Source organism: Brevundimonas sp. (assembly GCF_041648115.1).
Lineage (GTDB): Bacteria > Pseudomonadota > Alphaproteobacteria > Caulobacterales > Caulobacteraceae > Brevundimonas.
Genome location: NZ_JBAZPR010000004.1, coordinates 195,586 through 218,421, shown reverse-complemented (window position 1 = coordinate 218,421; position 22,836 = coordinate 195,586). Strand labels below are relative to the sequence as shown.

Annotated in this window: 18 protein-coding genes and 1 riboswitch; of the genes, 10 read left to right on the top strand and 8 right to left on the bottom strand. The window is 65.9% G+C overall.

Annotation, left to right across the window (positions count from 1 at the left end):
- Positions 1-80: 80 nt before the first annotated feature.
- On the top strand, positions 81-1,463 hold the full coding sequence (gene gor, locus WC597_RS05500; RefSeq protein WP_372692279.1) for a glutathione-disulfide reductase: 1,383 nt from the start codon (positions 81-83) through the stop codon (positions 1,461-1,463).
- A 5-nt stretch (positions 1,464-1,468) separates the two neighbouring features.
- Here gor and WC597_RS05495 read toward each other — a convergent pair whose 3' ends face one another.
- Positions 1,469-2,989, bottom strand: a complete 1,521-nt coding sequence (locus WC597_RS05495; protein ID WP_372692278.1) for a carboxylesterase/lipase family protein — start codon at positions 2,987-2,989, stop codon at positions 1,469-1,471.
- A gap of 119 nt (positions 2,990-3,108) precedes the next feature.
- Here WC597_RS05495 and WC597_RS05490 point away from each other — a divergent pair, with 119 nt between their 5' ends.
- Positions 3,109-4,617, top strand: coding sequence for a sensor histidine kinase (locus WC597_RS05490; RefSeq protein ID WP_372692277.1), 1,509 nt, complete (start codon positions 3,109-3,111; stop codon positions 4,615-4,617).
- Positions 4,614-4,991, top strand: coding sequence for a response regulator (locus WC597_RS05485; RefSeq protein ID WP_372692276.1), 378 nt, complete (start codon positions 4,614-4,616; stop codon positions 4,989-4,991). The genes WC597_RS05490 and WC597_RS05485 overlap by 4 nt, the downstream gene beginning before the upstream one ends.
- A 3-nt stretch (positions 4,992-4,994) precedes the next feature.
- Here the strand turns inward: WC597_RS05485 and WC597_RS05480 are convergent, their stop codons facing one another.
- The 4 genes from WC597_RS05480 to WC597_RS05465 all read right to left on the bottom strand — a co-directional run bounded on the left by WC597_RS05480 (position 4,995) and on the right by WC597_RS05465 (position 11,757).
- Positions 4,995-8,402: a class I SAM-dependent DNA methyltransferase gene (locus WC597_RS05480; protein WP_372692275.1), complete on the bottom strand. Its 3,408-nt coding sequence runs from the start codon at positions 8,400-8,402 to the stop codon at positions 4,995-4,997.
- Between the two features lie 66 nt (positions 8,403-8,468).
- Positions 8,469-9,662: an imidazolonepropionase gene (gene hutI, locus WC597_RS05475; protein WP_372692274.1), complete on the bottom strand. Its 1,194-nt coding sequence runs from the start codon at positions 9,660-9,662 to the stop codon at positions 8,469-8,471.
- Entirely contained in the window at positions 9,659-10,384 is a 726-nt protein-coding gene (gene hutC, locus WC597_RS05470) for a histidine utilization repressor (protein ID WP_372692273.1), read from the bottom strand. Before hutC ends, hutI begins: the two co-directional genes overlap by 4 nt.
- Positions 10,381-11,757 (bottom strand): formimidoylglutamate deiminase, encoded by a 1,377-nt coding sequence (locus tag WC597_RS05465; RefSeq protein WP_372692272.1) that lies wholly within the window; start codon positions 11,755-11,757, stop codon positions 10,381-10,383. The genes hutC and WC597_RS05465 overlap by 4 nt, the downstream gene beginning before the upstream one ends.
- A 77-nt stretch (positions 11,758-11,834) precedes the next feature.
- On the opposite strand from WC597_RS05465, the gene hutG reads away from it, so the two are divergent.
- Genes hutG through hutH form a run of 3 tightly spaced genes read left to right on the top strand, consistent with a single transcriptional unit; the run spans position 11,835 to position 15,847 of the window.
- Complete coding sequence (gene hutG, locus WC597_RS05460) at positions 11,835-12,653, top strand: N-formylglutamate deformylase (RefSeq protein ID WP_372692270.1); 819 nt, start codon at positions 11,835-11,837, stop codon at positions 12,651-12,653.
- Positions 12,650-14,314 (top strand): urocanate hydratase, encoded by a 1,665-nt coding sequence (gene hutU, locus WC597_RS05455; protein ID WP_372692268.1) that lies wholly within the window; start codon positions 12,650-12,652, stop codon positions 14,312-14,314. The genes hutG and hutU overlap by 4 nt, the downstream gene beginning before the upstream one ends.
- 3 nt (positions 14,315-14,317) lie before the next feature.
- Positions 14,318-15,847: a histidine ammonia-lyase gene (gene hutH, locus WC597_RS05450; protein ID WP_372692267.1), complete on the top strand. Its 1,530-nt coding sequence runs from the start codon at positions 14,318-14,320 to the stop codon at positions 15,845-15,847.
- Positions 15,848-15,851: 4 nt separating this feature from the next.
- Here hutH and WC597_RS05445 read toward each other — a convergent pair whose 3' ends face one another.
- The 3 genes from WC597_RS05445 to WC597_RS05435 all read right to left on the bottom strand — a co-directional run bounded on the left by WC597_RS05445 (position 15,852) and on the right by WC597_RS05435 (position 19,564).
- Positions 15,852-16,424 (bottom strand): manganese efflux pump MntP family protein, encoded by a 573-nt coding sequence (locus tag WC597_RS05445; RefSeq protein ID WP_372692266.1) that lies wholly within the window; start codon positions 16,422-16,424, stop codon positions 15,852-15,854.
- A 26-nt stretch (positions 16,425-16,450) separates the two neighbouring features.
- Positions 16,451-16,594, bottom strand: a riboswitch (yybP-ykoY riboswitch).
- Positions 16,595-16,637: 43 nt separating this feature from the next.
- Positions 16,638-17,669, bottom strand: a complete 1,032-nt coding sequence (gene fni / locus WC597_RS05440) for a type 2 isopentenyl-diphosphate Delta-isomerase (RefSeq protein ID WP_372692264.1) — start codon at positions 17,667-17,669, stop codon at positions 16,638-16,640.
- A 5-nt stretch (positions 17,670-17,674) separates the two neighbouring features.
- Positions 17,675-19,564: a PPC domain-containing protein gene (locus tag WC597_RS05435; RefSeq protein WP_372692263.1), complete on the bottom strand. Its 1,890-nt coding sequence runs from the start codon at positions 19,562-19,564 to the stop codon at positions 17,675-17,677.
- A gap of 92 nt (positions 19,565-19,656) precedes the next feature.
- Here WC597_RS05435 and folD point away from each other — a divergent pair, with 92 nt between their 5' ends.
- From folD to WC597_RS05415, 4 genes are all read left to right on the top strand, one after another.
- Positions 19,657-20,580, top strand: a complete 924-nt coding sequence (gene folD, locus WC597_RS05430; RefSeq protein ID WP_372692262.1) for a bifunctional methylenetetrahydrofolate dehydrogenase/methenyltetrahydrofolate cyclohydrolase FolD — start codon at positions 19,657-19,659, stop codon at positions 20,578-20,580.
- A 61-nt stretch (positions 20,581-20,641) separates the two neighbouring features.
- Positions 20,642-21,325 carry a LemA family protein gene (locus WC597_RS05425; RefSeq protein WP_372692261.1) on the top strand — a complete coding sequence of 228 codons (684 nt, stop codon included), beginning with the start codon at positions 20,642-20,644 and terminating at the stop codon, positions 21,323-21,325.
- The gene (locus tag WC597_RS05420) at positions 21,322-22,131 is read left to right on the top strand and encodes a YgcG family protein (protein ID WP_372692260.1); all 810 of its coding nucleotides are present in this window, start codon (positions 21,322-21,324) and stop codon (positions 22,129-22,131) included. Before WC597_RS05425 ends, WC597_RS05420 begins: the two co-directional genes overlap by 4 nt.
- Positions 22,131-22,808 carry a TPM domain-containing protein gene (locus WC597_RS05415; RefSeq protein ID WP_372692259.1) on the top strand — a complete coding sequence of 226 codons (678 nt, stop codon included), beginning with the start codon at positions 22,131-22,133 and terminating at the stop codon, positions 22,806-22,808. Before WC597_RS05420 ends, WC597_RS05415 begins: the two co-directional genes overlap by 1 nt.
- Positions 22,809-22,836: the final 28 nt, after the last annotated feature.

The window sequence follows — 22,836 nt, the reverse complement described above, 5'->3', positions numbered from 1 at the left end:
GTTTCCCAATAGCTTGAACCTCTTGGATTTCGCGCAGCGCGGCTTAAATGCCGATGCCCTCTGCTGAACGGAATCCACCCATGGCCGACTACGACTACGACCTCTTCGTCATCGGCGCCGGTTCGGGCGGGGTTCGGGCGGCGCGGCTGACGGCGCTCGACGGCAAGAAGGTCGCGGTCGCCGAGGAGTATCGGGTCGGCGGCACCTGCGTCATCCGAGGCTGCGTGCCCAAGAAGTTTATGGTGATGGCCTCCGAGGTCAGCCACGCGCTGGAGATCGCCGAGGGCTACGGCTGGTCCTTCGACAACGCCAAGTTCGACTGGCCCACCTTCCTTGAGGCCAAGGACGTCGAGATCGCGCGCCTGTCGGGCATCTACGCCGCCAACCTGGGCAAGGCCGGGGTCGAACTGGTCCACGGCCGCGCGGTCCTGAAGGACGCCCACACCGTCGAGATCGTCGGCAAGAACCGCACCATCACCGCCGAGAAAATCCTGATCGCCACCGGTGGTCGCCCGTGGAAGCCGGAAGATATGCCCGGCATCGAACATACGATCACCTCGGAAGAAGCCTTCCACCTGCCCGAACTGCCCAAGCGCATCCTGATCGCGGGCGGCGGATACATCGCGGTGGAGTTTGCGGGCATCTTCGCCGGCCTGGGCGTCGAGACAACCCTCATTTATCGCGGCCCCAACATCCTGCGCGGCTTCGATGACGACGTGCGCGCGCACCTGGCGGGCGAGATCGAGAAGCGCGGCATCAAGGTCATCCTGGGCTGCCAGCACGAGAAGATCGAAAAGACCGTCACCGGCCTGGTCAACCACCTGGAGAACGGCATGAAGCTGGAAGCCGACGTGGTCATGTTCGCCACCGGCCGTATCCCTCACGTCAAGGACCTGGGTCTGCAAGCCGCCGGCGTCGAGCTGAACGACGAGGGTGCGATCAAGGTCGATCCGTACTCGAAGACCACCGCCGACAACATCTGGGCCATCGGCGACGTGACCGACCGGATGAACCTGACGCCCGTCGCCATCCGCGAGGCCGTCGCCTTCCACCAGACCGTCTATCGAGACAATCCCCAGCACTTCGACTACGAGGCCGTCGCCACCGCCGTCTTCAGCCAGCCGCCGGTCGGCGTCGTGGGCCTCAGCGAGGCCGAGGCCCGCCGGTCGTGCTCCAAGGGCGTGGACGTCTACGTCACCCGTTTCCGTCCGATGAAATACGCCTTCACCGGCTCTGACGAGCGGGTTTTGATGAAGCTGGTGGTCGACGCCGACAGCCAACGCGTGGTCGGCGTCCACATCGTCGGCCCCGAAAGCCCGGAGATGATCCAGCTCGCCGCCATCGCCGTGAAGGCCGGCCTGACAAAGGCCCAGTGGGACGCGACCTGCGCCGTCCATCCGACCATGGCAGAGGAACTGGTCACCCTGAAGGAGAAGCAGTCCGGCGCCACTTCGGCCGGCTGACGCCCTTACGGCCGGGGCCGGTCGCGGAACCGTTCCAGCAGGTCCAGCCGCGCGCTGAACGGCACCGGCGTCACCGTCGGCCCGACGTTGCCGAAGTTCATCAGCCGGGTATCCCCTGCCCTGGCGCGAGGCCATTCGATCCGGCCGACGCCATTGGGATCGCCCGAACGCGCAAAGGCGGTCCAGTAGCCGATCATCGCCTCCGACGCCTTGCGATCCCGATCCTCGACCGGGTACGGCAAGGTGTTCAGGGTTCCGAACACATAAGGCCGCTCGATCGCATGGGTGGCCCCGCCGTGCGGCTCGGGGTTCTGCGGCGACGAGATGTCGAACCGATACAGCCAGGCCGGATGACCGGCCTTGTTGTGCAGCCGCGCCAGCATCCGCGCCGGTTCGGAAAAAACCAGATCCGTGATGGCCAGTTTGTCGAACGCCTCCAGACCGCCATAGGCCTGGACCGCGTCGGCCCGCTCCAGCCAGGTCATGTCGTCGTCGATCTGGCCATAGCCGTTCCGATCCGTCGGCCGCATCCACCAGAACTCGGCGCTGTTCGTGCCGATGATCATCGGCACGGGCGCCTGGCGCCCCGCCTTGAACGCCGCCTCGACCGTGGACGGCACGATCCGCCCGTCGATCAGGGTCAGGTCGCCGTTGGCGAAAACAGGCGGCGGCGTCAGGAACATCTCGGCTGGCGCGGCGCGCAGATCGGCGGCGCTTCTCAGGCCCGCGCCGAACGACCAGACCTCGCCCCGCTCACGCGCCGACGGCGCGCCGTGCGGCCCTTTCTTGTCCAGCGGCGTCTGCAACTCCCGCCCCAGGCCCGACTGCACCACGGCCCGGTCGAACAGCCCCCGCGCCGGCGGCGAGATCATCAGCCGCGTCACGATGGCGCCGCCCGCAGACTCGCCAAAGATCGTGACGTTCTCGGGATCGCCGCCGAAGTCCGCGATATTGGCGCGCACCCATTTCAGCGCCCCCGTCACATCCATCAGGCCATAGTTGCCCGCCGCTTCACCCGCCGGTCGCTCGGCCGCCAGCGCCGGATGGTCGAAGAAGCCCAACCGCCCCAGCCGATAGTTCAGCGTCACCACGACGACGCCGCGCTTGGCCAGGGTCGTGCCGTCATAGAGCGGCGCCGTGCCCGACCCGTTCACCAGACCGCCGCCGTGGATCCACACCATGACCGGCGCCGGCTGGCGCGTGCCCACCGGCCGCCAGACGTTCAGGTTCAGGCAGTCCTCGCTCATCGGCAAGGGTCCGACGCCCGGGTCTCCGTTGGGCGGCGCCTGGATGCACAGGGGCCCATAGGCGCCGGCGTCGCGCTGTCCCTGCCACGTCGGCGCCGGGCCCGGCGGGCGCCAGCGTCGATCGGCCATCGGCGGTGCGGCGTAGGGGATGTTCTTGAACGCGGCCACGTCGGCATCGGCGCGTCCGATCAGGACGCCCTGCTGAATGCGGACGGAGGGCTGGTCGGCTGCGGGCGCCATCATGAGCGAGAGGGTGGCGAAGACGCCGGCGATTGTCATCCTCGCTGATTAGCAAATCCTGAGATCAGGCCAATGACCTCGCGATCACAGTTGACGACATCTCGCGGTAGAACCGATTTCGAGATCGTGCGTTATCGTCAAGCTGGACGGGGTAGGCGTTGAACGACACGACAAAATCAAGCGACCTGACCGTCGATCTGGGCGCGGCCTTCGAGGCCTCGCCCAACCCTTATCTGCTGCTCACGACTGACCTGCGCATCGCTGAGGTCAATCAGGCCTATATCGACGTTACCGGCGCCAGGCGCGACGACGTGCTGGGCCAACCTCTGTTCGCGACCTTCGACTCCGGCCCCGGAACCGAGGCGCCGGAAAATGTGCGCCAGGTCCGCGCCTCTCTGGAAAAGGCGCGCGATACTCGACAACGGGATCACCTTGCCGTCGTGCGCTACTCCATGCCCAAGACGCTGCCGGACGGCAGCGAGGTCTTCGTGGAACGGATCTGGAGCGCCACCCACACGCCGATCCTGAACGACGCCGGCGAGGTGGTGCTGCTGCTCCAGCACACCACGGATGTCACCGACCTGTCCCCGACCATCCAGCCGGACGAGCCCACCACCGCCCTCGACGCCATCGTCGGCGGCTCGGTCTTGCGCCGCGCCCAGTCCGTGCAGGAAGACAACCGCCGCTTGGAGACAGAGCGTAATCGTCTGGTCGAAATGTTCATGCAGGCGCCGGGTTTCGTCGCCATCCTGTCCGGCCCGGAACACCGGTTCCAGATGCACAACGACGCCTATAGCCAGTTGATCGGCCACCGCGACATCGCCGGCAAGCCGGTCCGTGAGGCCCTGCCGGAACTGGTGGGCCAAGGCTTTTATGAGTTTCTGGACGGGGTGTTCGCGACCGGCGAACCCTACGAAGGCCGCGAGAGCGTGGCCCAACTTCAGCGCACGCCCGACGGCCCGTTGGAAACTGTCTATCTCAACTTCATCTACCAGCCGATCCGCGACGACGCGGGCGCTGTCGTCGGCATCTTCGTCCAGGGTCACGAGATCACCGAGAACGTCCTGGCCGCCCAACGCCAGAAGCTGATGATCGACGAACTGAACCACCGCGTGAAGAACACCCTGGCCACGGTCCAGTCGATCGCCATCCAGACGGCCCGTTCCAACACCGATCCCGCAGGCTTCGCCGAGACCTTCCAGTCCCGGATCATGGCCCTGTCCCACACCCACAACCTGCTGACGCAGAGCCATTGGGAAGGCGCCGACCTGCGCGCCATCTTGGAGCACGAGACCGAGGCCTACGGCCATACGCGCATCAGTCTGAACGGCCCGCCGGTTTCGCTGGAACCCGCCATCGTGCTGTCTCTCGGCATGATCTTCCACGAACTGGCCACCAACGCCGCCAAATACGGCGCGCTTCACACGCCTGAAGGCCGCATCCTGATCGACTGGTCTCTGGCCGATCAGAGGGCCCACAAGCTGAAGCTCAGCTGGCGCGAAATGGGCGGCCCAAAAGTTACGGTACCGGACAGAAGAGGTTTCGGTAGCCGCTTGATTGAACGAAACATTCGCCATGATCTGGCGGGCGAGATCGATCTGGTCTACGCCCCCGATGGATTGATCGCGGAACTGACGGTTCCGCTCGACAGGACGGCCGCACAATGACCCAACCCCTGACCGGCCGCCGCGTCCTGATCGTCGAGGATGAATCCCTCGTCGCCATGCTGCTGGAGACGATCCTGGAAGACATGGAATGCATTCCGGTCGGTCCCGCGTCCAACATCGACGATGGTGAGACCCTGGCCCGCGACACCGACAACCTCGACGCCGCCCTGCTGGACGTCAACGTCTCCGGCCGCCAGGTCTTTCCCGTCGCCGAAATCCTCAAGGCGCGCGGCGTGCCCTTCGTTTTCTCCACAGGCTATGGCGAAGGCGGCCTGCCCGAAGAATGGCGCGGCCAACCCACCATCCAGAAGCCCTTCACCGAAGCCGCCATCCGCGACGCCCTGATGAAGGCCATTGGCGTCGCCCAGGCCTGAGCCCTAGCTCGGCATCCGCCTCGGCGCGAACCAGCCAACGTCGGTGCGGTAGATGCTTCCTGCGGCAGTCAGAATATCAAGGGTGTGCTGAAGACTTTTGGTTACGCTCTGTGCGCCCTTCGGAACTTCGAAAAGCGACTTGAGATCGTCAGCGTCCAAAGGGCGACCGACGCCGCGCAATACCTCCAGAACGCTCATTATCCGGCCAATCTCATCCGAGGGTAGCGGTGGACGAGAGACATTCTGTTCGACGTGCGCCGACGGAAGGAATTTTCGTAGCTTGGGTAGCCTGGTCTTTTGGAACTCGGGACGAAGGAAGAGTATTCGCCCCTCATCTTCCTCCAGAGCGCGACTCTGATTGAGAGCCACCAGGTGTGAAACGATAGCCGCGTCACCGACATCGGACGCCCATCCGTAAGCTTGGAACACCAGTCGATCCAGACGCTGGCCGGCATCCAGCAGCAGGTCCACGCATCCGACTTGGCGGACGGTTCGTTCGGCCTCAGTCAGCGCAACACCCGCAGATGTCTTTTCCATGACGTTGTAGAGCGTCGTCATCGCCATGCCGGGATTGCAGGCCAGCACATGGGCTCTCCGATCGTCCAGGCCCTCGGCGACGGTGGCGATTTCCTGCCGCGCCAGACTGCTTATGTCAGGAAACGCAAACCGATCGAAACATAAGCCTTTTGAATAGACGGGACGATCCTCAAGCCTCCCCCCGACAGCGAGCGCCCACGCCCTGTGTACTCTGGACGAAAGGACGCCCAGGACGAACGGGTCGTCGGACGCAATGCAGACCAGACGATTGTCCGGCAATATCGAGGCATCGAGAAATCGGAACCATCGGTGTTTTGACGTCTCTACCGTAACGATGAAACGAGGCAGTCCCTTCACGGCGTCGCGAAGATCTCGTCTTGGTTCGCCGAAAATCCACCAGTTATCGCGATAGGAGGGCCGGTTGTTGACATCCCTATCCGGCTTCACCGTCTCCATCAAATGCTGCATGAAGCCGGGATGCTGTCGTTTTGCGTCCTCTTGCGACCAGCCGAACAGATCGATGACCTGAAGATCGCGCGACCGCTCTGTCAGATCCTTGCCGTTTCGATAAGGTCTAAGCGGGATGATATGACGATCCACGGATAAGCTCGCCAACGTCTCAGCCTTGTCCGAAGAGACCTGGAAGCCCTCCCCCATCAGTTGCACGCCGCGATGGGCCAGCAGGCGGTTGGCCTTGAGCACAACCGCGCGATCAATCCCGCGCCCGATCGTCAGATCGCTTCCTATATCGCCTCTGGTTTCAGTATAGACTAAGCCGTCTACGCTTTCCTGAACGACCTGCAACAGGCGCCCGCGACCATCAGGCGCCCCGGCCTCTGCGACCGTCATCGCGACCCTGACGGCTGCAGCTGCCTCGCCCTTGATCCAGGGGTGGTCAGCGATAGCGAAGGTCAGCCGCATCGGCGACGCGCCGCCAAGCCTTTCCTCGACAACACGACGCGAGAAGTTTTGCGTGATCGAATTGGTCGTTACATATCCAAAGCGCTGAAGAGCCGGCTCAGGTATCGAACGCTTCTTGGGCAGGTCGGAGATATTCTCGAACGGTCCCTGCTTTCCGATATCCGAGACAAGGATTTCAGCGGCCCGATCCCACCATACCGTCACGATATCCGCTGATCGAAAGCGATCACCACGAGAGGACCAGAGCGCTTCGACATAGGCTGAACCCAACTCGGCGCGAAGATCCTTGCCCGCGATGAACGGCGGGTTTCCGATGATAAAATGCGCCTTAGGCCACGTCGGGGCATAGGGCTCGACATAGCGAATACCGTCTTTAGACGTTGGCGCCGGAGACATTCCGCGCCATGCCAGAATGGCGTCACCCTGCTCGACGACGCAGTAGTCCTTCAGGATGGGATTGGATGGGTGTACTTTTCCTGAAAGGCGATAATGCCACTGCAAATGGCCGATCCACATGACCACCGTCGCGATCCAGACGGCTTGGGTGCTTTTCTCTATCCCCATGAACTGGCGTGGGCCGACCGATGACCCATCGGTGTCAAGAACCCTCTGAGACTCACCAAGAGCCGCCAGCCGCTCTATCACCTCGCCTTCGAGGCCCTTCATTCTGTCCATGGCGATGTAAAGAAAATTGCCGGTGCCGCACGCGGGGTCGAGCACCTTGATGTGACACAGGGCCAGATGGAACGACTTCGCCAGATCCGTCGCCTTGCGCAGATCGCCGTGCTTCTCGAACTTGTCGATCTGAACGGCGGCAGCTTCCCACTCTTTCTGAAGGACATCCATTATGGTGGCCTGGACGAGCGTCTCGACCATGGCTTTCGGGGTGTAGTGAGCGCCCAGCTCACCGCGCTCCTCGGTTGAAAGCGCATTCTCCATCAGTGCGCCGAAAATCGCCGGCTCGACCCTCGCCCAATCACAGCCAGCAGCTTGGCAGAGGATATCGAGTTCACCCTCCGACACGGCGATCGCGGCGTCTTCGGCATACAGACCGCCGTTGAACCAGCGCATATCGCATCGAAGCACCGTGCAATGACCGCCGGTGTCCATCGTGCGGAAGACTTGGCTGATCGCTCTGTGCAGGTTCTTCGCGTCGCCCTTGTAGCTCTTCAAAAACTGCGCAAACGCCCTGTCCGGGATCAGTTGAACGCTGTCGGCGAACATGGCGAACACGCACTGCATGACGAAGACGGCCACCCGTTTTTCCCAGGCCGCACGATGCACCGGATCGCCGGCCCCATTGGCATCTCGTGAAAAGCGCGTGCGGAACGATTGGACTAACCGGCCTAGGATCGCTGCAATCTCGGTGGTCGCATCCTCGACCTTTTTCGCCGGGTCGAGCGACATTGGATCGGTCCAGACGGCCGCAAGCCGTTCTCGGATCTTGGGATCGCTTAGATCTGAGATCGATATCCTGTAGTTTTCGCGATCCGGGTAGTGGAGATAGGTCTTTCCCATCCGACTGAAATCGGACCAAAGCTCGATGGATCGCCCCACGTCCACGATGATGAGGAACGGCGGCCATTCGTCCAGTGCGCGCGCATAGCCTTTGGCCTGCGCCCTGGCGTTTTCCATTTTTCGCTCGACGACGTCTGGCCCGACGAATTTCATCTGGTTGGTGTCCGGCCCGCCAGCCAGCCGTTTCGCCGTCTGTTTTGCTTCCAGAACGAAGGATCCGCGACGGTAGCAGTCGATGAACCCCCAGTGGGAGCTGGAGTCATCATGACGAAACCGAACGATCCGCTCAAACCCGTAGTCCAGATCACCGACCTTCTTCTCGTTCGGAGCGGCGACACCAATTATCTTACAGAGATGGATGACAAACGACTGCGCTGCATCCCGCTCCGAAGCCGGAGTGTTCGTCCAGATCCTGATGAACTCGTCCACATCCATAAAGAGAATCCCCCAACTGAAGACCTCTTTAACGTGTATTTATCACGGCCACAATCATGGGGTGTTTTACGCTATGGCGTGGAGCACGGGTTTGCCCAACCAGTAGCAAAGCTCCGCCGGGCGGGAGATGTCCCAGATCGCAAGGTCCGCCGCCTTCCCCGGTTCGATTGTGCCCATTTCGTCCAGCATCCCAAGCGCACGCGCCGCTTCTCGCGTCGCGCCGACCAGGGCCTCTTCCGGGGTCAGGCGGAACTGGACGCAGGCGAGGTTGAGGGCGGCGGTCATGGAGCCCAAGGGCGAGGTGCCGGGGTTGCAGTCGGTGGCGACGGCCATGTGCACGCCGTGGCGGCGCAGCAGATCGACGGGTGGCGCTTTCGTTTCACGCAGCATCAGGTAGGCGCCTGGTAACAGGACGGCGACCACCCCGGCGGCGGCCATGGCGGCGACGCCTTCCTCAGTCGCATGTTCGATGTGGTCGGCGGACAGGGCCTGATAGCGCGCCGCCAGCGCCGCGCCGCCGCCGTTCGACAACTGATCGGCGTGCAGCTTGACCGGCAGGCCCAGGGCGCGGGCCTTGTCGAACAGGCGCGACACCTCGTCGGTCGAAAAGGCGATGGGCTCGCAATAGGCGTCGACCGCGTCGACCAGGCCTTCGGCATGGGCTGCGGGCAGGATGTCGTCGATGGCCAGATCGACATAGGCGGCGCGATCTTCGCGATACTCCGGCGGCACGGCGTGCAGGCCGAGATAGCTGGTGCGGACACGCACCCCGCCTTCGCGTCCGATCCGGCGGGCGACACGCAGCATCTTCAGCTCCGTCTCGCGATCCAGCCCATAGCCGGACTTGATCTCGACGATCGTGACGCCGGTGGCCTTCAGCCCCGCCAGCCGCGTCAGTGCCGAGGCGAACAGTTCGTCTTCCGACGCCGCCCGCGTGGCCTTGACCGAGGAGACGATGCCGCCGCCGGCGCGTGCGATCTCCTCATATGTGGCGCCGCCCAGTCGCTGCTCGAACTCGGCCGAGCGGTCGCCACCGAACACCAGGTGCGTATGGCAGTCGATCAGGCCCGGCGTCACCCAGCGCCCGTGCAGCCGCTCGGTCTCAGTGGCGTCTACGGCGGGCAGATCGGCGCGCGGCCCTACCCAGGCGATGCGGCCGTCCGCGACGACCACGGCCGCGTCGTGGATTGCGCCATAGGGAACCGGTCCCTCGACCATGGTGGCGACGTGACAGTCGATCAGCAGACGGTCGGCCTTCATCGGCGGGGCTCCTTGGCCAGAACGGGTGAATGGGCTGACGAGAAACGCGCCACCAGATCATAGCGGTCGCCGGGGAAGGTCTGCCAGACCCGCGTCACCCCCTGCCCGTCCCGCCACGTCCGCCGCTCGACGCACAGGCAGGCGGCGCCGGGCTTGAGTTTCAACAGGCGCGCGGCACGGGCGTCGGCCGCAACGGCCGAGATGCGGTTCTCGGCCTCGGTCCAGGGCGCGGAGTCCAGCAGCCAACTTCCCGGCGGAACCGTTTGAAAATCTACATTTATAGCCTGGGGTGCAGCCCCGAGGGCGATCAATCGATGCTCCAGCGCCAGCGGTGCGCCGTCGGCGCTGTGCAAACAGGTCAGATCCAGCAGACGACCGCCCGACGCCAGTGCGATTTCGTCCGCGCCCTCCGGCTCGCGCTCGACCCGCACCAGCAGGACATAGCCATAAACCTGTCCTCGCTCGATCACCTCGGCCCAAAGGTCGGGAATGGCGAGAACGGCGGCATGCGCTTTAGGCTGGGCGACGAAGGTGCCAGCGCGGCGACGGCGCGTGACCAGCCCCCGGCCCGCCAGTTCGGAGATGGCCTTCGACACCGTCATGCGCGAACAGCCGTAGCGGTCGGTCAGTTCGTGCTCGAACGGAATCCGGTCGCCGGGCGACAGATCGCCGGACAGGATGCGCCCCTCCAGATCGGCGTAGATGCGGCGATGAAGGCTCACCCCAGCACCGTCGCCAGCGCCTTGCGATAGCGCGTCTCGATGGCGTCCCGCGCGACGTGGCGGCCGTTCTTCACGACCTCGCGCCCCGCGCGCCAAACCGACGAAATCGAGCCCGTCGGCGCGCCGAATATCCAGCTGTCGAGCACCGCATCGCCCGACCGTCCGGCGAAGGCCACGCCGCTGGTATCGAGCGACACCAGATCCGCCGATGCGCCGACGCACAGACCCGTTGCCGCGCCCGTCGCCTGGGCGCCGCCGGCCAGCGCGCGGTCGAACAGGGCGCGGCCCGTCGAGCGCTGAGGGTCCGCCATGACCGCGCGACCGCGCAGCGCCAAACGCTGGCTGTATTCCAGCATCCGCAACTCTTCGGCCACGCCTATCTGGACGTTGGAATCCGTGCCGATCCCGAACCGCCCGCCGGCCCGTGTGAACTCAGCCGCCGGAAACACGCCGTCGCCCAGATTGGCCTCGGTGATCGGGCACAGGCCGACGACGGCGCCGCGCCCAACGACGCCTCGCCATTCGGTCTCGGTCACATGGGTCGAGTGGATCAGGCACCATCGCGGATCGACCGGCGCATTGGCCAGCAGCCATTCGACCGGCCGGGCGCCCGACCATGCCAGGCAGTCCGCGACCTCCTTGGTCTGTTCGGCCACATGGATATGGATCGGCCCATCGCCCGCCAGCGCAGGCAGGGCTGCGAGCTCGTCCGGGCTGACGGCGCGCAGGCTGTGCGGGGCCACGCCGACCACGGCGTCCGGCAGATCGGCCGTCAAAGTCCTGCACTGCGAGACCAGATCCGCGAACCCGTCCAGATCGTTGATGAAGCGACGCTGTCCGTGCGACGGCGGCTGCCCCCCGAACCCGGCATGGGCGTAGAAGACCGGCAGCATGGTCAGGGCGATGCCCGTCCCTTCAGCCGCCGCCACGATCCGCGCGGCGATCTCGGCCCGATCCGCATAGGCGGCGCCCGATGGTTCGTTATGCAGATAATGGAACTCGGCGACGCGGGTGAAGCCGCCTTCCAGCATTTCCATGAAGGCCAGGGCGGTGATGGCCTCGATCTCTTCCGGCCCGCCCCGGTCGAGGAAGCGGTACATCAGTTCGCGCCAGGTCCAGAAGTCGTCGTCGGATGGCCCGCGCGCCTCGGTCAGACCGGCCATGGCCCGCTGGAAGGCATGGCTGTGGACATTGGCCACGCCCGGCAAGGCGACTCCGCCGCCCTCATCCCCTCCAATGCGCGCTACGCCCGCTTCGAGACTGGCGATTCGCCCGTCCGCCATGCCGACGCGGATATCGTGCGCCCAGCCGTCCGGCAGCAGAGCCGCCTCGAACCAGAGGGTGCGATCCACAGGCTGCGGCTGAAGGGTCACTGGACAGGTCCGTTTGATTACGATCAATATGTCTAGACATACCACGATGGATCGATTTGGCGAGGGAGGCTGAACGGATGCAGGACTGGCTGACCGTCCATGAGGGTTCGGCGCCGCTGGTGATCGGCCTGCCGCACACGGGGACCGACATTCCGGCCGCCATCGAGGCGCGGATGAATTCAGGCTGGCTGGCGCGCAAGGACGCAGACTGGTGGGTTGATCGGCTGTACGACTTCGCCGTCGACATGGGCGCAACCCTGGTCCGCACCGGCGTGTCGCGCAGCGTCATCGACGTGAACCGCGATCCGTCGGGGGCCTCCCTCTACCCCGGCATGACGACCACCGGCCTGTGCCCCATCGAAACCTTCGACGGCGAGCCACTATATCCGGCGGGCCAAGAACCCGACGCGGCCGAGATCGCCGAGCGACGGGCGACCTGGTTCGATCCCTATCATGCCGCCCTTCAGAATCAGTTGGACCGCCTGCGTATCAAAGGCCCTGTCGTCCTCTACGACGCCCACTCGATCCGCTCGGTGGTGCCGCGCCTGTTCGAGGGCGAATTGCCCCAGTTCAACATCGGCGACAACGACGGCGCGACCTGCGCCGCTGAACTGACCCAGGCTGTCGAAGCCGCCTGCGCCGTCAGTGGGGCCAGCCTGATCGTCAACGGCCGGTTCAAGGGCGGCTGGACCACACGCCATTATGGCCGCCCCGAAACCGGCGTTCACGCCATCCAGATGGAACTGGCGGACCGGGGTTACACCCTCGATCACGCCGGTCCTGTGTCGCCCGACAACTGGCCCAGCGCCTACGAACCGGAGCGCGCCAAGCCGATGCGTCGGCATCTGCACCGCGTCCTGACCGCCTGCATCGACTTCGCGGAAAGCCAAAGATGAACACGCCCAACGCCCGGATCGTTCGCAGCCCGCGCGGGCCGGACAAGTCCGCCAAGACGTGGGCGGCCGAAGCCGCCATGCGCATGCTGATGAACAACCTCGACCCAGAAGTGGCCGAGCGGCCTCAGGACCTGGTCGTCTATGGCGGCATCGGCAAGGCCGCGCGCGACTGGGCCGCCTTCGACAAGATCGTCGAGACGCTGAAGACGCTGGAGGCCGACGAGACCTTGCTGGTTCAGTCGGGCAAGCCGGTCGGGGTCTTCCGCACCCATGCCGACGCCCCGCGGGTGCTGATCGCCAACTCCAACCTGGTGCCCAAATGGGCGACCTGGGAGCATTTCAACGAACTCGATCGCAAAGGCCTGATGATGTACGGTCAGATGACGGCCGGGTCGTGGATCTACATCGGCACCCAGGGCATCGTCCAAGGCACCTATGAGACCTTCATGGAGGCCGGGCGCCAGCACTATGGCGGCGACTGGTCGGGCAAGTGGATCCTGACGGCTGGCCTGGGCGGCATGGGCGGCGCCCAGACCCTGGCCGCGACCATGGCGGGCGCCTCCTGCCTGGCCATCGAATGCCAGCGCAGCCGGATCGAGATGCGGCTGAAGACCCGCTACCTCGACGTCATGGCCGAGACGCTGGACGAGGCGTTGGCTCTGATCGAAGACGCCGGGCGAACGGGAAAACCCTCATCTGTCGGTCTGTTGGGCAATGCAGCGGATGTCCTGCCTGAAATGGTGAAACGCGGTGTTCGCCCCGATCTGGTCACCGACCAGACCAGCGCCCACGACCTGATCAACGGCTATCTGCCCTCCGGCTGGACCGTCGCCGAATGGGAAGACAAGCGCGTCAGCGATCCTGACAGCGTCGCCGTCGCCGCGCGCACCTCCATCGTCGAACACGTCAAGGCGATGCTGGCCTTCCAGGCGATGGGCGTGCCGACGACCGACTACGGCAATAACATCCGCCAGGTCGCCTTCGATGCCGGCGTCATAAACGCCTTCGACTTTCCCGGCTTCGTCCCGGCCTATATCCGCCCGCTGTTCTGCCGGGGGATCGGCCCTTTCCGCTGGGCCGCCCTCACCGGCGATCCAGACGATATCCGAAAGACCGACGCGGCGATGAAGGCGCTCTTCCCCGACGACGCCGGCCTGCATCGCTGGCTGGACATGGCGGGCGAGCGCATTGCATTTCAAGGCCTTCCGGCACGTATCTGCTGGATCGGATTGGGTGATCGACACCGCGCCGGCCTGATGTTCAACGAGATGGTGGCCTCGGGCGAACTGTCCGGCCCCATTGTTATCGGCCGCGATCATCTGGACAGCGGCTCGGTCGCCAGCCCGAACCGTGAGACCGAGGCCATGATGGACGGCTCCGACGCCGTCTCCGACTGGCCCCTGCTGAACGCCCTGCTGAACACAGCCTCGGGCGCCAGCTGGGTGTCGCTGCACCACGGCGGCGGGGTCGGCATGGGCTATTCCCAGCATTCAGGCGTCGTCATCGTCGCCGACGGCACGCCTGAGGCCGCCAGACGGCTGGAGCGGGTGCTGTGGAACGACCCCGCCACCGGCGTCATGCGTCATGCCGACGCCGGCTACGAGATCGCCCGCGCGGCCGCCCGCGAGCACGAACTGAACCTTCCGAGCCTGAAGGCCTGAGCCATGACCACCCTGACCATCGGCCAATCGCCCCTTACCCTCTGCCAGCTACGCGCCGTGCTGGACGGCCCCGTGACCGTCTCTGTCACCCCCGCCGCCTGGGCCGATGTCGAGAAGAGCGCGGCGACCATCGCCGACATCGTGGCGGAGGGCCGCACCGTCTATGGCGTCAACACGGGCTTCGGCCTGCTGGCCAACACCTCCATCGCGCCGGAGGATCTGGAAACGCTTCAGCGCAACCTGGTGCTCAGCCACGCCTGCGGCGTCGGACCGTTGCTGCCCGATGCGGTGACGCGCCTGTTGATGGTGCTGAAGATCGCCAGCCTGTCGCGGGGCGCCTCGGGCATTCGGCGCGAGACGCTGAAGGCGCTGATCGCGCTGGTCAACGCAGACGTCCTGCCCTGCATCCCGTCCAAGGGGTCGGTCGGCGCCTCGGGCGACCTGGCTCCGCTGGCCCATATGTCCTGCGTCCTGATCGGCGTGGGCGAGGCGCGGCTGAACGGCGAGATGCTGGAGGCCGAAGCGGCCCTGGCCAAGATCGGCCTGACGCCCCTGACGCTCGGCCCCAAGGAAGGCCTGGCCCTGCTGAACGGCACTCAATGTTCCACCGCCCTGGCCTTGGCCGGCCTGTTTGGGGCCGAAGCCGTATTCGCCGCCGGCATCGCGGCCGGCGCCCTTTCGGTCGATGCACTGAAAGGTTCCGACGCCCCGTTCGATCCGCGCATCCATGCGCTGCGCGGTCAGCCGGGCCAGATCGCAGTCGCCGCCCGCCTTCGCGAACTCATGACCGGCTCGGCCATCCGCGACAGCCACCGCGACGACTGCGCCAAGGTTCAGGACCCCTATTCCCTGCGTTGCCAGCCCCAGGTCATGGGCGCGATCCTGGACGTGCTGAACACGGCCGCCGCCACTCTGGAACGCGAGGCCAACGCCGTGACCGACAATCCTCTGGTATTCATCGAGGACGGAGACGTGATCTCGGGCGGAAACTTCCACGCCGAACCTGTTGCTTTCGCCGCCGATCAGATCGCAATGGCCCTGTGCGAGATCGGCAATATCTCCGAGCGTCGCACCGCCATCCTGGTCGATCCGAAGATGAGCGAACTGCCGGCCTTCCTGGTCAAGGAAAGCGGCCTGAACTCCGGCTTCATGATCGCGCAGGTGACCGCCGCCGCACTGATCGCCGAAAACCGGATGGTCGCCCATCCGTGCAGCGTGGATACGGTGCCCACCAGCGCCAATCAGGAAGACCACGTCTCCATGGCCACCCACGGCGCGCGCCGTCTGCTGGATATGGCCGAGAACACGGCGACGGTCGTCGGAATCGAACTGCTGGCGGCGGCGCAGGGGATTGAGTTCCATCGCCCCCTGACCAGTTCCCCCGCGCTGGAACAGGTCTTCGCCATCGTCCGCGAAGCCGCCGCCCCCTACACCAGTGACCACTATTTCGCGCCCGACATCGCCCGTGCGACGGACGGCGTCAGGGCGGGCAGGTACCGGAGGTTTGCCGGTGACTTGCTGCCATCGGCCTGACCGCTTAACCGGCCAGGATGCCCAGGTGCTCCAGCAGGATCGTCGTGCCCAGGCCGATCAGGGCCACGCCGCCGATGATCTCTGCGGTCTTGCCGAACCGGGTTCCCACAGCCTTGCCGATCAGCATCCCGATGGTGGTCAGGACGAAGGTGGTGAAGCCGATAGAGGCGGCGATCACCCAGATGTTCACGCCGATGAAGGCCAGGCCCACGCCGACGGCCGCCGCGTCGATGCTGGTGCCGACGGCGGTGGCGATCAGGGCCCAGGGGCCGGACCGGCGCGGCGCGGCGTCATCTTCCGCATCGCGCGACTTGGCGCCTTCCCAGATCATCTTGCCGCCGACGATCAGCAGCAGGGTGAAGGCGATCCAGTGATCCGCCTTCTCGACCAGGCCGGCGGCGATGATGCCCAAGCCCCAGCCGATCAGGGGCGTAATTGCCTCAATGACGCCGAACACCAGCCCGGCCTTGATCGCGTCCTTGACGGCCGGTCGATGCGAGGCCCCGCGTCCCACGGCCGCCGCAAAGGCGTCCGTGGACATGCTGAGGGACAGGATGGCGATGGTTCCTGGGGTCATGGACTGCACTCGACCGGACGCAAGACAGCGGTTCCACTCCGGCCGGTGCGGCGGTGGAACGCGCTGGTCTCGCTAGGCGGTGATTGTCCGCTGATCGCGCCACGCGTCGAAACGCGAGTATGTTGACACGATCCCGACGCTGACGCCGGAAGCTACTCCCCAACAGGAGGCGGTCCTCTACACGCGGCGCCGAGGGATTAGCAACCGCGCAGATCAATCGAAGGGGTGCAGCGGGGCCCGTCTCAGGGCCGCCAGATTGGCGGAGTTGGTGCAGAAACAGACGGTTCTCAGTTGTCGGATGACCAGTTGAAAATGATCGACGACGGCATCGGTCGAGATGGTCGTCGCCGCCAGCACCCCCGCCGCCTGCCCCGCCACGTCGGCGCCGAGACGAATCGCCTTGGCGACGTCCAGCCCGTTGCGCACACCGCCCGATCCGATGATGACGGCCTCCGGGCAGGCGCGCCTGACGTCCACCAGCGCATGGGCCGTGGGCGTGCCCCAGTTGGAGAAGACGGCGGCGTGGGCCTTGTCTGCCGGATCGACGGCGCGTTCGCCCTCGACCAGTCCCCAGTTGGAGCCGCCGGCTCCGGCGACATCCACCGCGGCCACGCCCATATCCACCAACCGCCGCGCCGTGCGTCCCGACAGGCCCGCGCCGGTCTCCTTGACGACGACCGGAACCTCCAGCTTGAGGACCAGAGCCTCCAGCGCCGCCCCGACGCCCCACCAGTCGCGGTCGCCCTCGGGCTGACAGGCCTCCTGCAACGGGTTCAGGTGAACGACCAGGGCGTCGGCGTCGATCATCTCGACCGCCCGCCGGGCCTCGTCCAGCCCGAAGCCGCGCGTCAACTGGGCCGCCCCGATGTTGGACAGGATGAAGGTGTCCGGCGCCCGACGACGCAGCGTCCGGTCCAGACCGCCCGCCGCCCCGCCCTCGACCGCCGCGCGCTGCGAACCGACAGCCAAGGCGATGCCCAGATGCTGGGCCGCCTCGGCCAGGCGCGCATTGATCGCCTCGGCGCGCGTCGGTCCGCCGGTCATGGCGCTGATCAGCAAAGGCGCCTTCAGCCGCCGGCCCAGGAAGTCGGCGCCGAGGTCGATCTTGTCGTGATCCAGATCCGGCAGCGCCTCATGGACGAAATGCACCCGGTCGAAACCCGCGTCGCGCGCGTGTCGGCCGCGCCCGGCCAGCACCACGTCCAGGTGCTGGTCTTTGCGGTTTAGCGGAGCCGCGTCGGTCACAGGCCTTATTTCGGCATCACAATGACGGGGATCTCATCGTGGGCGACGGCCGAAGCCCCAGCCGGCTGGCGTTCGACCGTCAGGGCGTAGGCGCCTGTCTGGTTGGGGCCATAGGCGCGGGCGCGCACCAGATACCAACCATCGTCCGGCGCCGTCCAATCCAGCTTGGCGTGAGCGTCCGACAGGCCGTCGTCATCGGTCGCCAGGCTGGTGAAGTCGCCGTCGTCATCGACCCGGCCCAGGTCAATGAAGGAATCGAAGGCGTTCGAGACCATGGTGATCCGCAACTTCTCATCTTTCTTGGCCTGGAACCGATAGGCGTCGAAATAGGCGCCTTCGTCGCTCAGGGCGGCGCTGTTGGACAGGGTTCCGCGCACGGTCCCGCCAACTAGAAGACTGCCCGGCTTGGGTTCAGGCCCGCGATCCAGCAGTTCGAGCGAATACAGCCCCTTGCCGTCCGCGCTCAGCGGCGAGGCCCGCACCACATAATCGCCGGCCGACGGCAGGGTGAAGTTCAGGCGCGAATCCGTGCCTTCCGCCAAGCCGTCGTCGTCGCTGGCCAGAGCCTCGAACGTATCGCCCGCCTCGCCGATCTCCAGATAGGCGTCGAAATCGCCCGAACGCAGGATCGCCTGGACGCGCTGCCCCTCCGTCCCGGTAAAGACATAGGCGTCATAGCGTTTGCCGTCGTCGCCCTGGGGGTCCTCGTCCGTGATCTCACCCTCGACCTTCTCCCCAAAGGTCGCCGCCGTAGGCGGGGGCGGCGGCGCGGTTTCGGTCACCTTCAGCGTATAGTCTCCTTCGGCCTCGTCGCTGAAGCCGCGCGCCTCGATAATATAGTCGCCATCGGCGTCCAGGGTGCGGGCGATGCGGGAATCGGTGCCCGATCCGGCCCCGTCGTCATCCTCGGCCAGTACCGAATCGTCCGACGCGCGACGCAGGGTCAGATAGGTATCGAAATCGCTCGACTTCATCTCGATGGCGACGCGCTGGCCGTTCGTGCCGGTGAAGCGATAGGTCTCGGCGCGCTGGCCGTTGTCGTTGGTGGCGCTGTCGGAACCCAGTTCGCCCTTGATCTCGTCGCCCACGGCGATCGGCTTGGAGGGCGGGGCGGGCGGCGCCTCGGCCAGGCCAACCTCGTAGCGGCCCAAGCCGTCTTCCAGCGAGGTTGCGCGGATGATGTATTCGCCCGCCGTCGGGGCCGTGAAAGTCAGGCGCGAATTCAATCCGCCGCCGGGGGCGTCGTCGTTGGAGCTGATCTCGACGAAATCGGGACCGTTCATCCGCCCGACCCGCACCAGAGGATCGAAGGCGCTGGAGTCCAGGGTCACGACGAACCGGTCGCCGGCGTTGGCGCTGAAGGTGTAGGCGTCATAGCGGCCACCATCCTCTTGCTCAGGATCACGAGCGGTCAGTTCGCCGCTCTGGGTCGCGCCGAGGCGGATGCCGCTGGGTCGCGGCGCACGCGGCGGGGCCGGCCGTTCCTGCAGCGACAGTCGATAGTCGCCGCCATCCAGTCCGCTCAGCGTCCTGGCCCGCAGGACATAGGCGCCGGCCCGCTCGGGCGTAAAACGCAGGCGGGCATCGGTGCCCTCTTCCACCCCGTCGTCGTCGGTCGCCAGCGGCTCGCCCTCGGCGCCGTCCGCATAGACCGCCAGAAACGCATCGAAGGCGTCGGACCTCAGAATGGCTTCCAGACGCTGGCCTGCGCGCGCGTCGAACCGATAGTCGTCATAGCGATATTCGTCGTCCGCGGCCTTGCCGTCTGCGTCCGTCAGGGCGCCGTTGACCGTCGCGCCGATCCGCAAGGGCTGGGCGTCCTGGGCCATCGCCGGCGCGGCGGCCCACAGAAGGGCGACGGTGCTGACAGCGGCGGCAAGAGACGGACGGTTCATGAATTCCTCCAGTAGTGGACGCGGATCATAGACGCCGAACCGTGACGGCTGTAAATCGCCGCCATCCTGATTTCCCGCCAGACGGAGCTGCCATGTCGGCCCAATCCACGCCTGTGACCCTGATCGACGGCAAGGCCTTTTCGGTTGCCCTGGTGGAGCGTGTCGGCGCTGCCGTCGCCCGGCTGGAGAGCGCATACGGCGTCAAACCCGGCCTGGCCGTCGTCATCGTCGGTGAGGATCCCGCCAGCCAGATCTATGTGCGCAACAAGGGCGAGACGACCCTGCGCGCCGGCATGCGATCCGATACCCACCGCCTGTCTGATACGACCAGCCAAGAAGAGCTGCTGGCCCTGATCGCCCAGTTGAATGCGGATGCGGGCATCCACGGCATTCTGGTGCAACTACCCTTGCCCGCCCACATCGACGCCTCGGTCGTGCTGGACGCCATTTCTCCGGACAAGGATGTGGACGGCTTCCACGTCGTCAACGCGGGTCGGCTGGCCGTCGGCCTGCCGGGCCTGGCCCCCTGCACGCCGCTGGGCTGCCTGATGCTGCTCAAGGATCAGTTGGGCGACCTGTCGGGTCTGAACGCCGTGATCGTCGGCCGCTCCAACATCGTCGGCAAGCCGATGGCCCAGCTTCTGCTCGGCGAAAGCTGCACCGTCACCGTCGCCCATTCCCGCACGCGTGACCTGCCCGAGGTGTGCCGCCGCGCCGACATCCTGGTCGCCGCCGTCGGTCGTCCCGAGATGATCAAGGGCGACTGGATCAAGCCGGGCGCGACCGTCATCGACGTCGGCATCAACCGCGTCCCCTCGGCCGACCCGGTCAAGGCCGCCGAAGGCAAGACCCGCGTCGTCGGCGACGTGGCCTTCAAGGAGGCGGTCGAGGTCGCCGGTCGCATCACCCCGGTGCCGGGCGGCGTCGGCCCCATGACCATCGCCTGTCTGCTGGCCAACACCTATTCGGCGGCCTGCCGCATCAACAATATCCAACCGGAGCCATTGGACGCTTGATGCATTTATTGGGCCGGTGAATAGTCCCGCTCTGCGGCGCTATCGCCGACTGGGAGATGTCATGGTCCGCTTCAACGTTCGCGCCGTCGCTCTGACCGGCGCTCTGATGATCGTCCCCGCAGTCGCGGGCTGCGGCTACAACACCATTCCGACCAAGCAGGAACGCGCCGAGGCGGCCTGGGCGGACGTGCAGAGCCAGTATCAGCGCCGCGCCGACCTGGTTCCCAATCTGGTCGCCACCGTTCAGGGCGCCGCGATCCAGGAACGCACCACCCTGACGGACGTGATCAACGCCCGCGCCCGCGCCACCTCGGTCAATGTCTCGGCCGACGACCTGAATAACCCGCAGGCCTTCCAGCAGTATCAGGAGGCCCAGGGACAACTGTCGGGCGCCCTGTCGCGCCTGCTGGTCACGGTCGAGGCCTATCCCCAGCTTCAGGCCAACCAGAACTTCCTGACCCTGCAGTCGCAGCTGGAAGGCACCGAGAACCGCATCGCCATCTCGCGCCGCGACTACAACGAGGCGGTCCGCGACTACAACACCACGCTGCGCACCTTCCCGCAGGTGATCTGGGCCAAGACCCTGCACGGCGGCTCGCAGCCGATGCAGCTGTTCACCGCCACGGCAGCGGCCCAGTCGGCGCCCCAAGTCAACTTCAACCTGAACGCCCCGCCCGCCAACGCCTCGGCGCCCGGCGGCGGTGCACCGGCTGTGGCGCCGGGCGCGCCCCCGCCCGCTCAGTGACAGCGTTTCACGCGGCAGCGCGGCGTCCGACGGGCCTCGCCGCCCTCCTTCTGGGCCTGATCGCCGCTCTGCTGTTGGCCTTTCCGGCGGCCGCCCAAAGCAAGCTCGACTTCCCCGCGTTGACCGGCCGGGTGGTCGATCAGGCCAATCTGCTCGATCCAGCGACCGAACAGGCCCTGACCGAGAAGCTGGCGGCGCTGGAAGCCAGCTCCACGGACCAGTTAGCGGTCGTCACGGTCAACAGTCTTCAGGACCAGGCGATCGAGGACTACGGCTATCAGCTGGGTCGCGCCTGGGGCATCGGCCAGAAGGAAAACGACAACGGCGTCCTGCTGATCGTCGCGCCGAACGAACGCAAGGTCCGCGTCGAGGTCGGCTACGGGCTGGAGCCGATCCTGACCGACGCCTTCTCGTCCCAGGTCATTCGCAACGACATCCTGCCATCGTTCCGCGACGGCGATTATCAGGCCGGCGTGATCAAGGGCGTGGACGCCCTGATCGCGCAGCTGTCGCTCGATCCCGCAGAGGCCCAGGCTCGGGCCCAGGCGGCGGTCCAGCAACAGGATGCCAAGGGCGAATCCATCGTGCCGATCGTCATCATCGCGGCCATCTTCCTGTTCATGTTCCTGATCGCCATGCGTTCAGGGCGGGGACGCCGCAGCAACGTCGGCTCGGTCCTGCTGTGGGCCGCATCCGAGGCCTTGCGAAACTCCGGGCGCGGCGGCGGCGGCTTCAGCGGCGGCGGTGGTGGATTCGGTGGCGGAGGCGGCAGTTTCGGCGGCGGCGGCGCCTCGGGGGGATGGTGATGCAAATCACGGACAACGACCGCGCCCGGATCGCCGAGGCCATCTCAACGGCTGAGCAGCAGACGTCGGGCGAAATCTTCTGCGTCGTCTCACGACGGGTGTCCGCCTATGTGGATGTCAGCCTGGCCTGGGCGGCGGCGATGGCGCTGCTGACGCCCATCGTCTTCATTCCCTTCGTGCTGGATTTCCGCTGGCCCGGCGACAGGTGGGAAGCCGCGCATCAAGCCGCACAGGCAGCGACCACGGGTCAGGCCTTGGCTCTCTATGCCCTGTCCCAGGCGATGGTCTTCATCGGCGTCTTCCTGTTCACCCGCATTTCCGCTGTCCGTCGTCTGGCGACGCCCCCAGCCATCCGACGGGCGCGAGTGCGAGAGGCGGCCCTTCAGCAGTTCCTGGCCCAAGGCGTCCATGTCACCGACCAGCGCACCGGCGTCCTGATCTTCGCCGCCCTGGACGAGCAGCAGGTCGAGCTGATCGCGGACGAGGGCATCTACACCAAGGTCGATGAAGAGGCCTGGGCCCAGGCCGTCGCGGTTCTGACCCGCGAACTGCGCGCCGACCGTCCGGTCGAAGGGTTTGCGGCGGCTATCGCCCTGTGCGGAGAGGTGTTGGCCCGACATTTCCCGCCGCGCCCGAACAATCCCAACGAACTGCCTGATCACCTGATCCTGCTCTGACCGTCGTATCGGGGTCGCAATCGCGCGT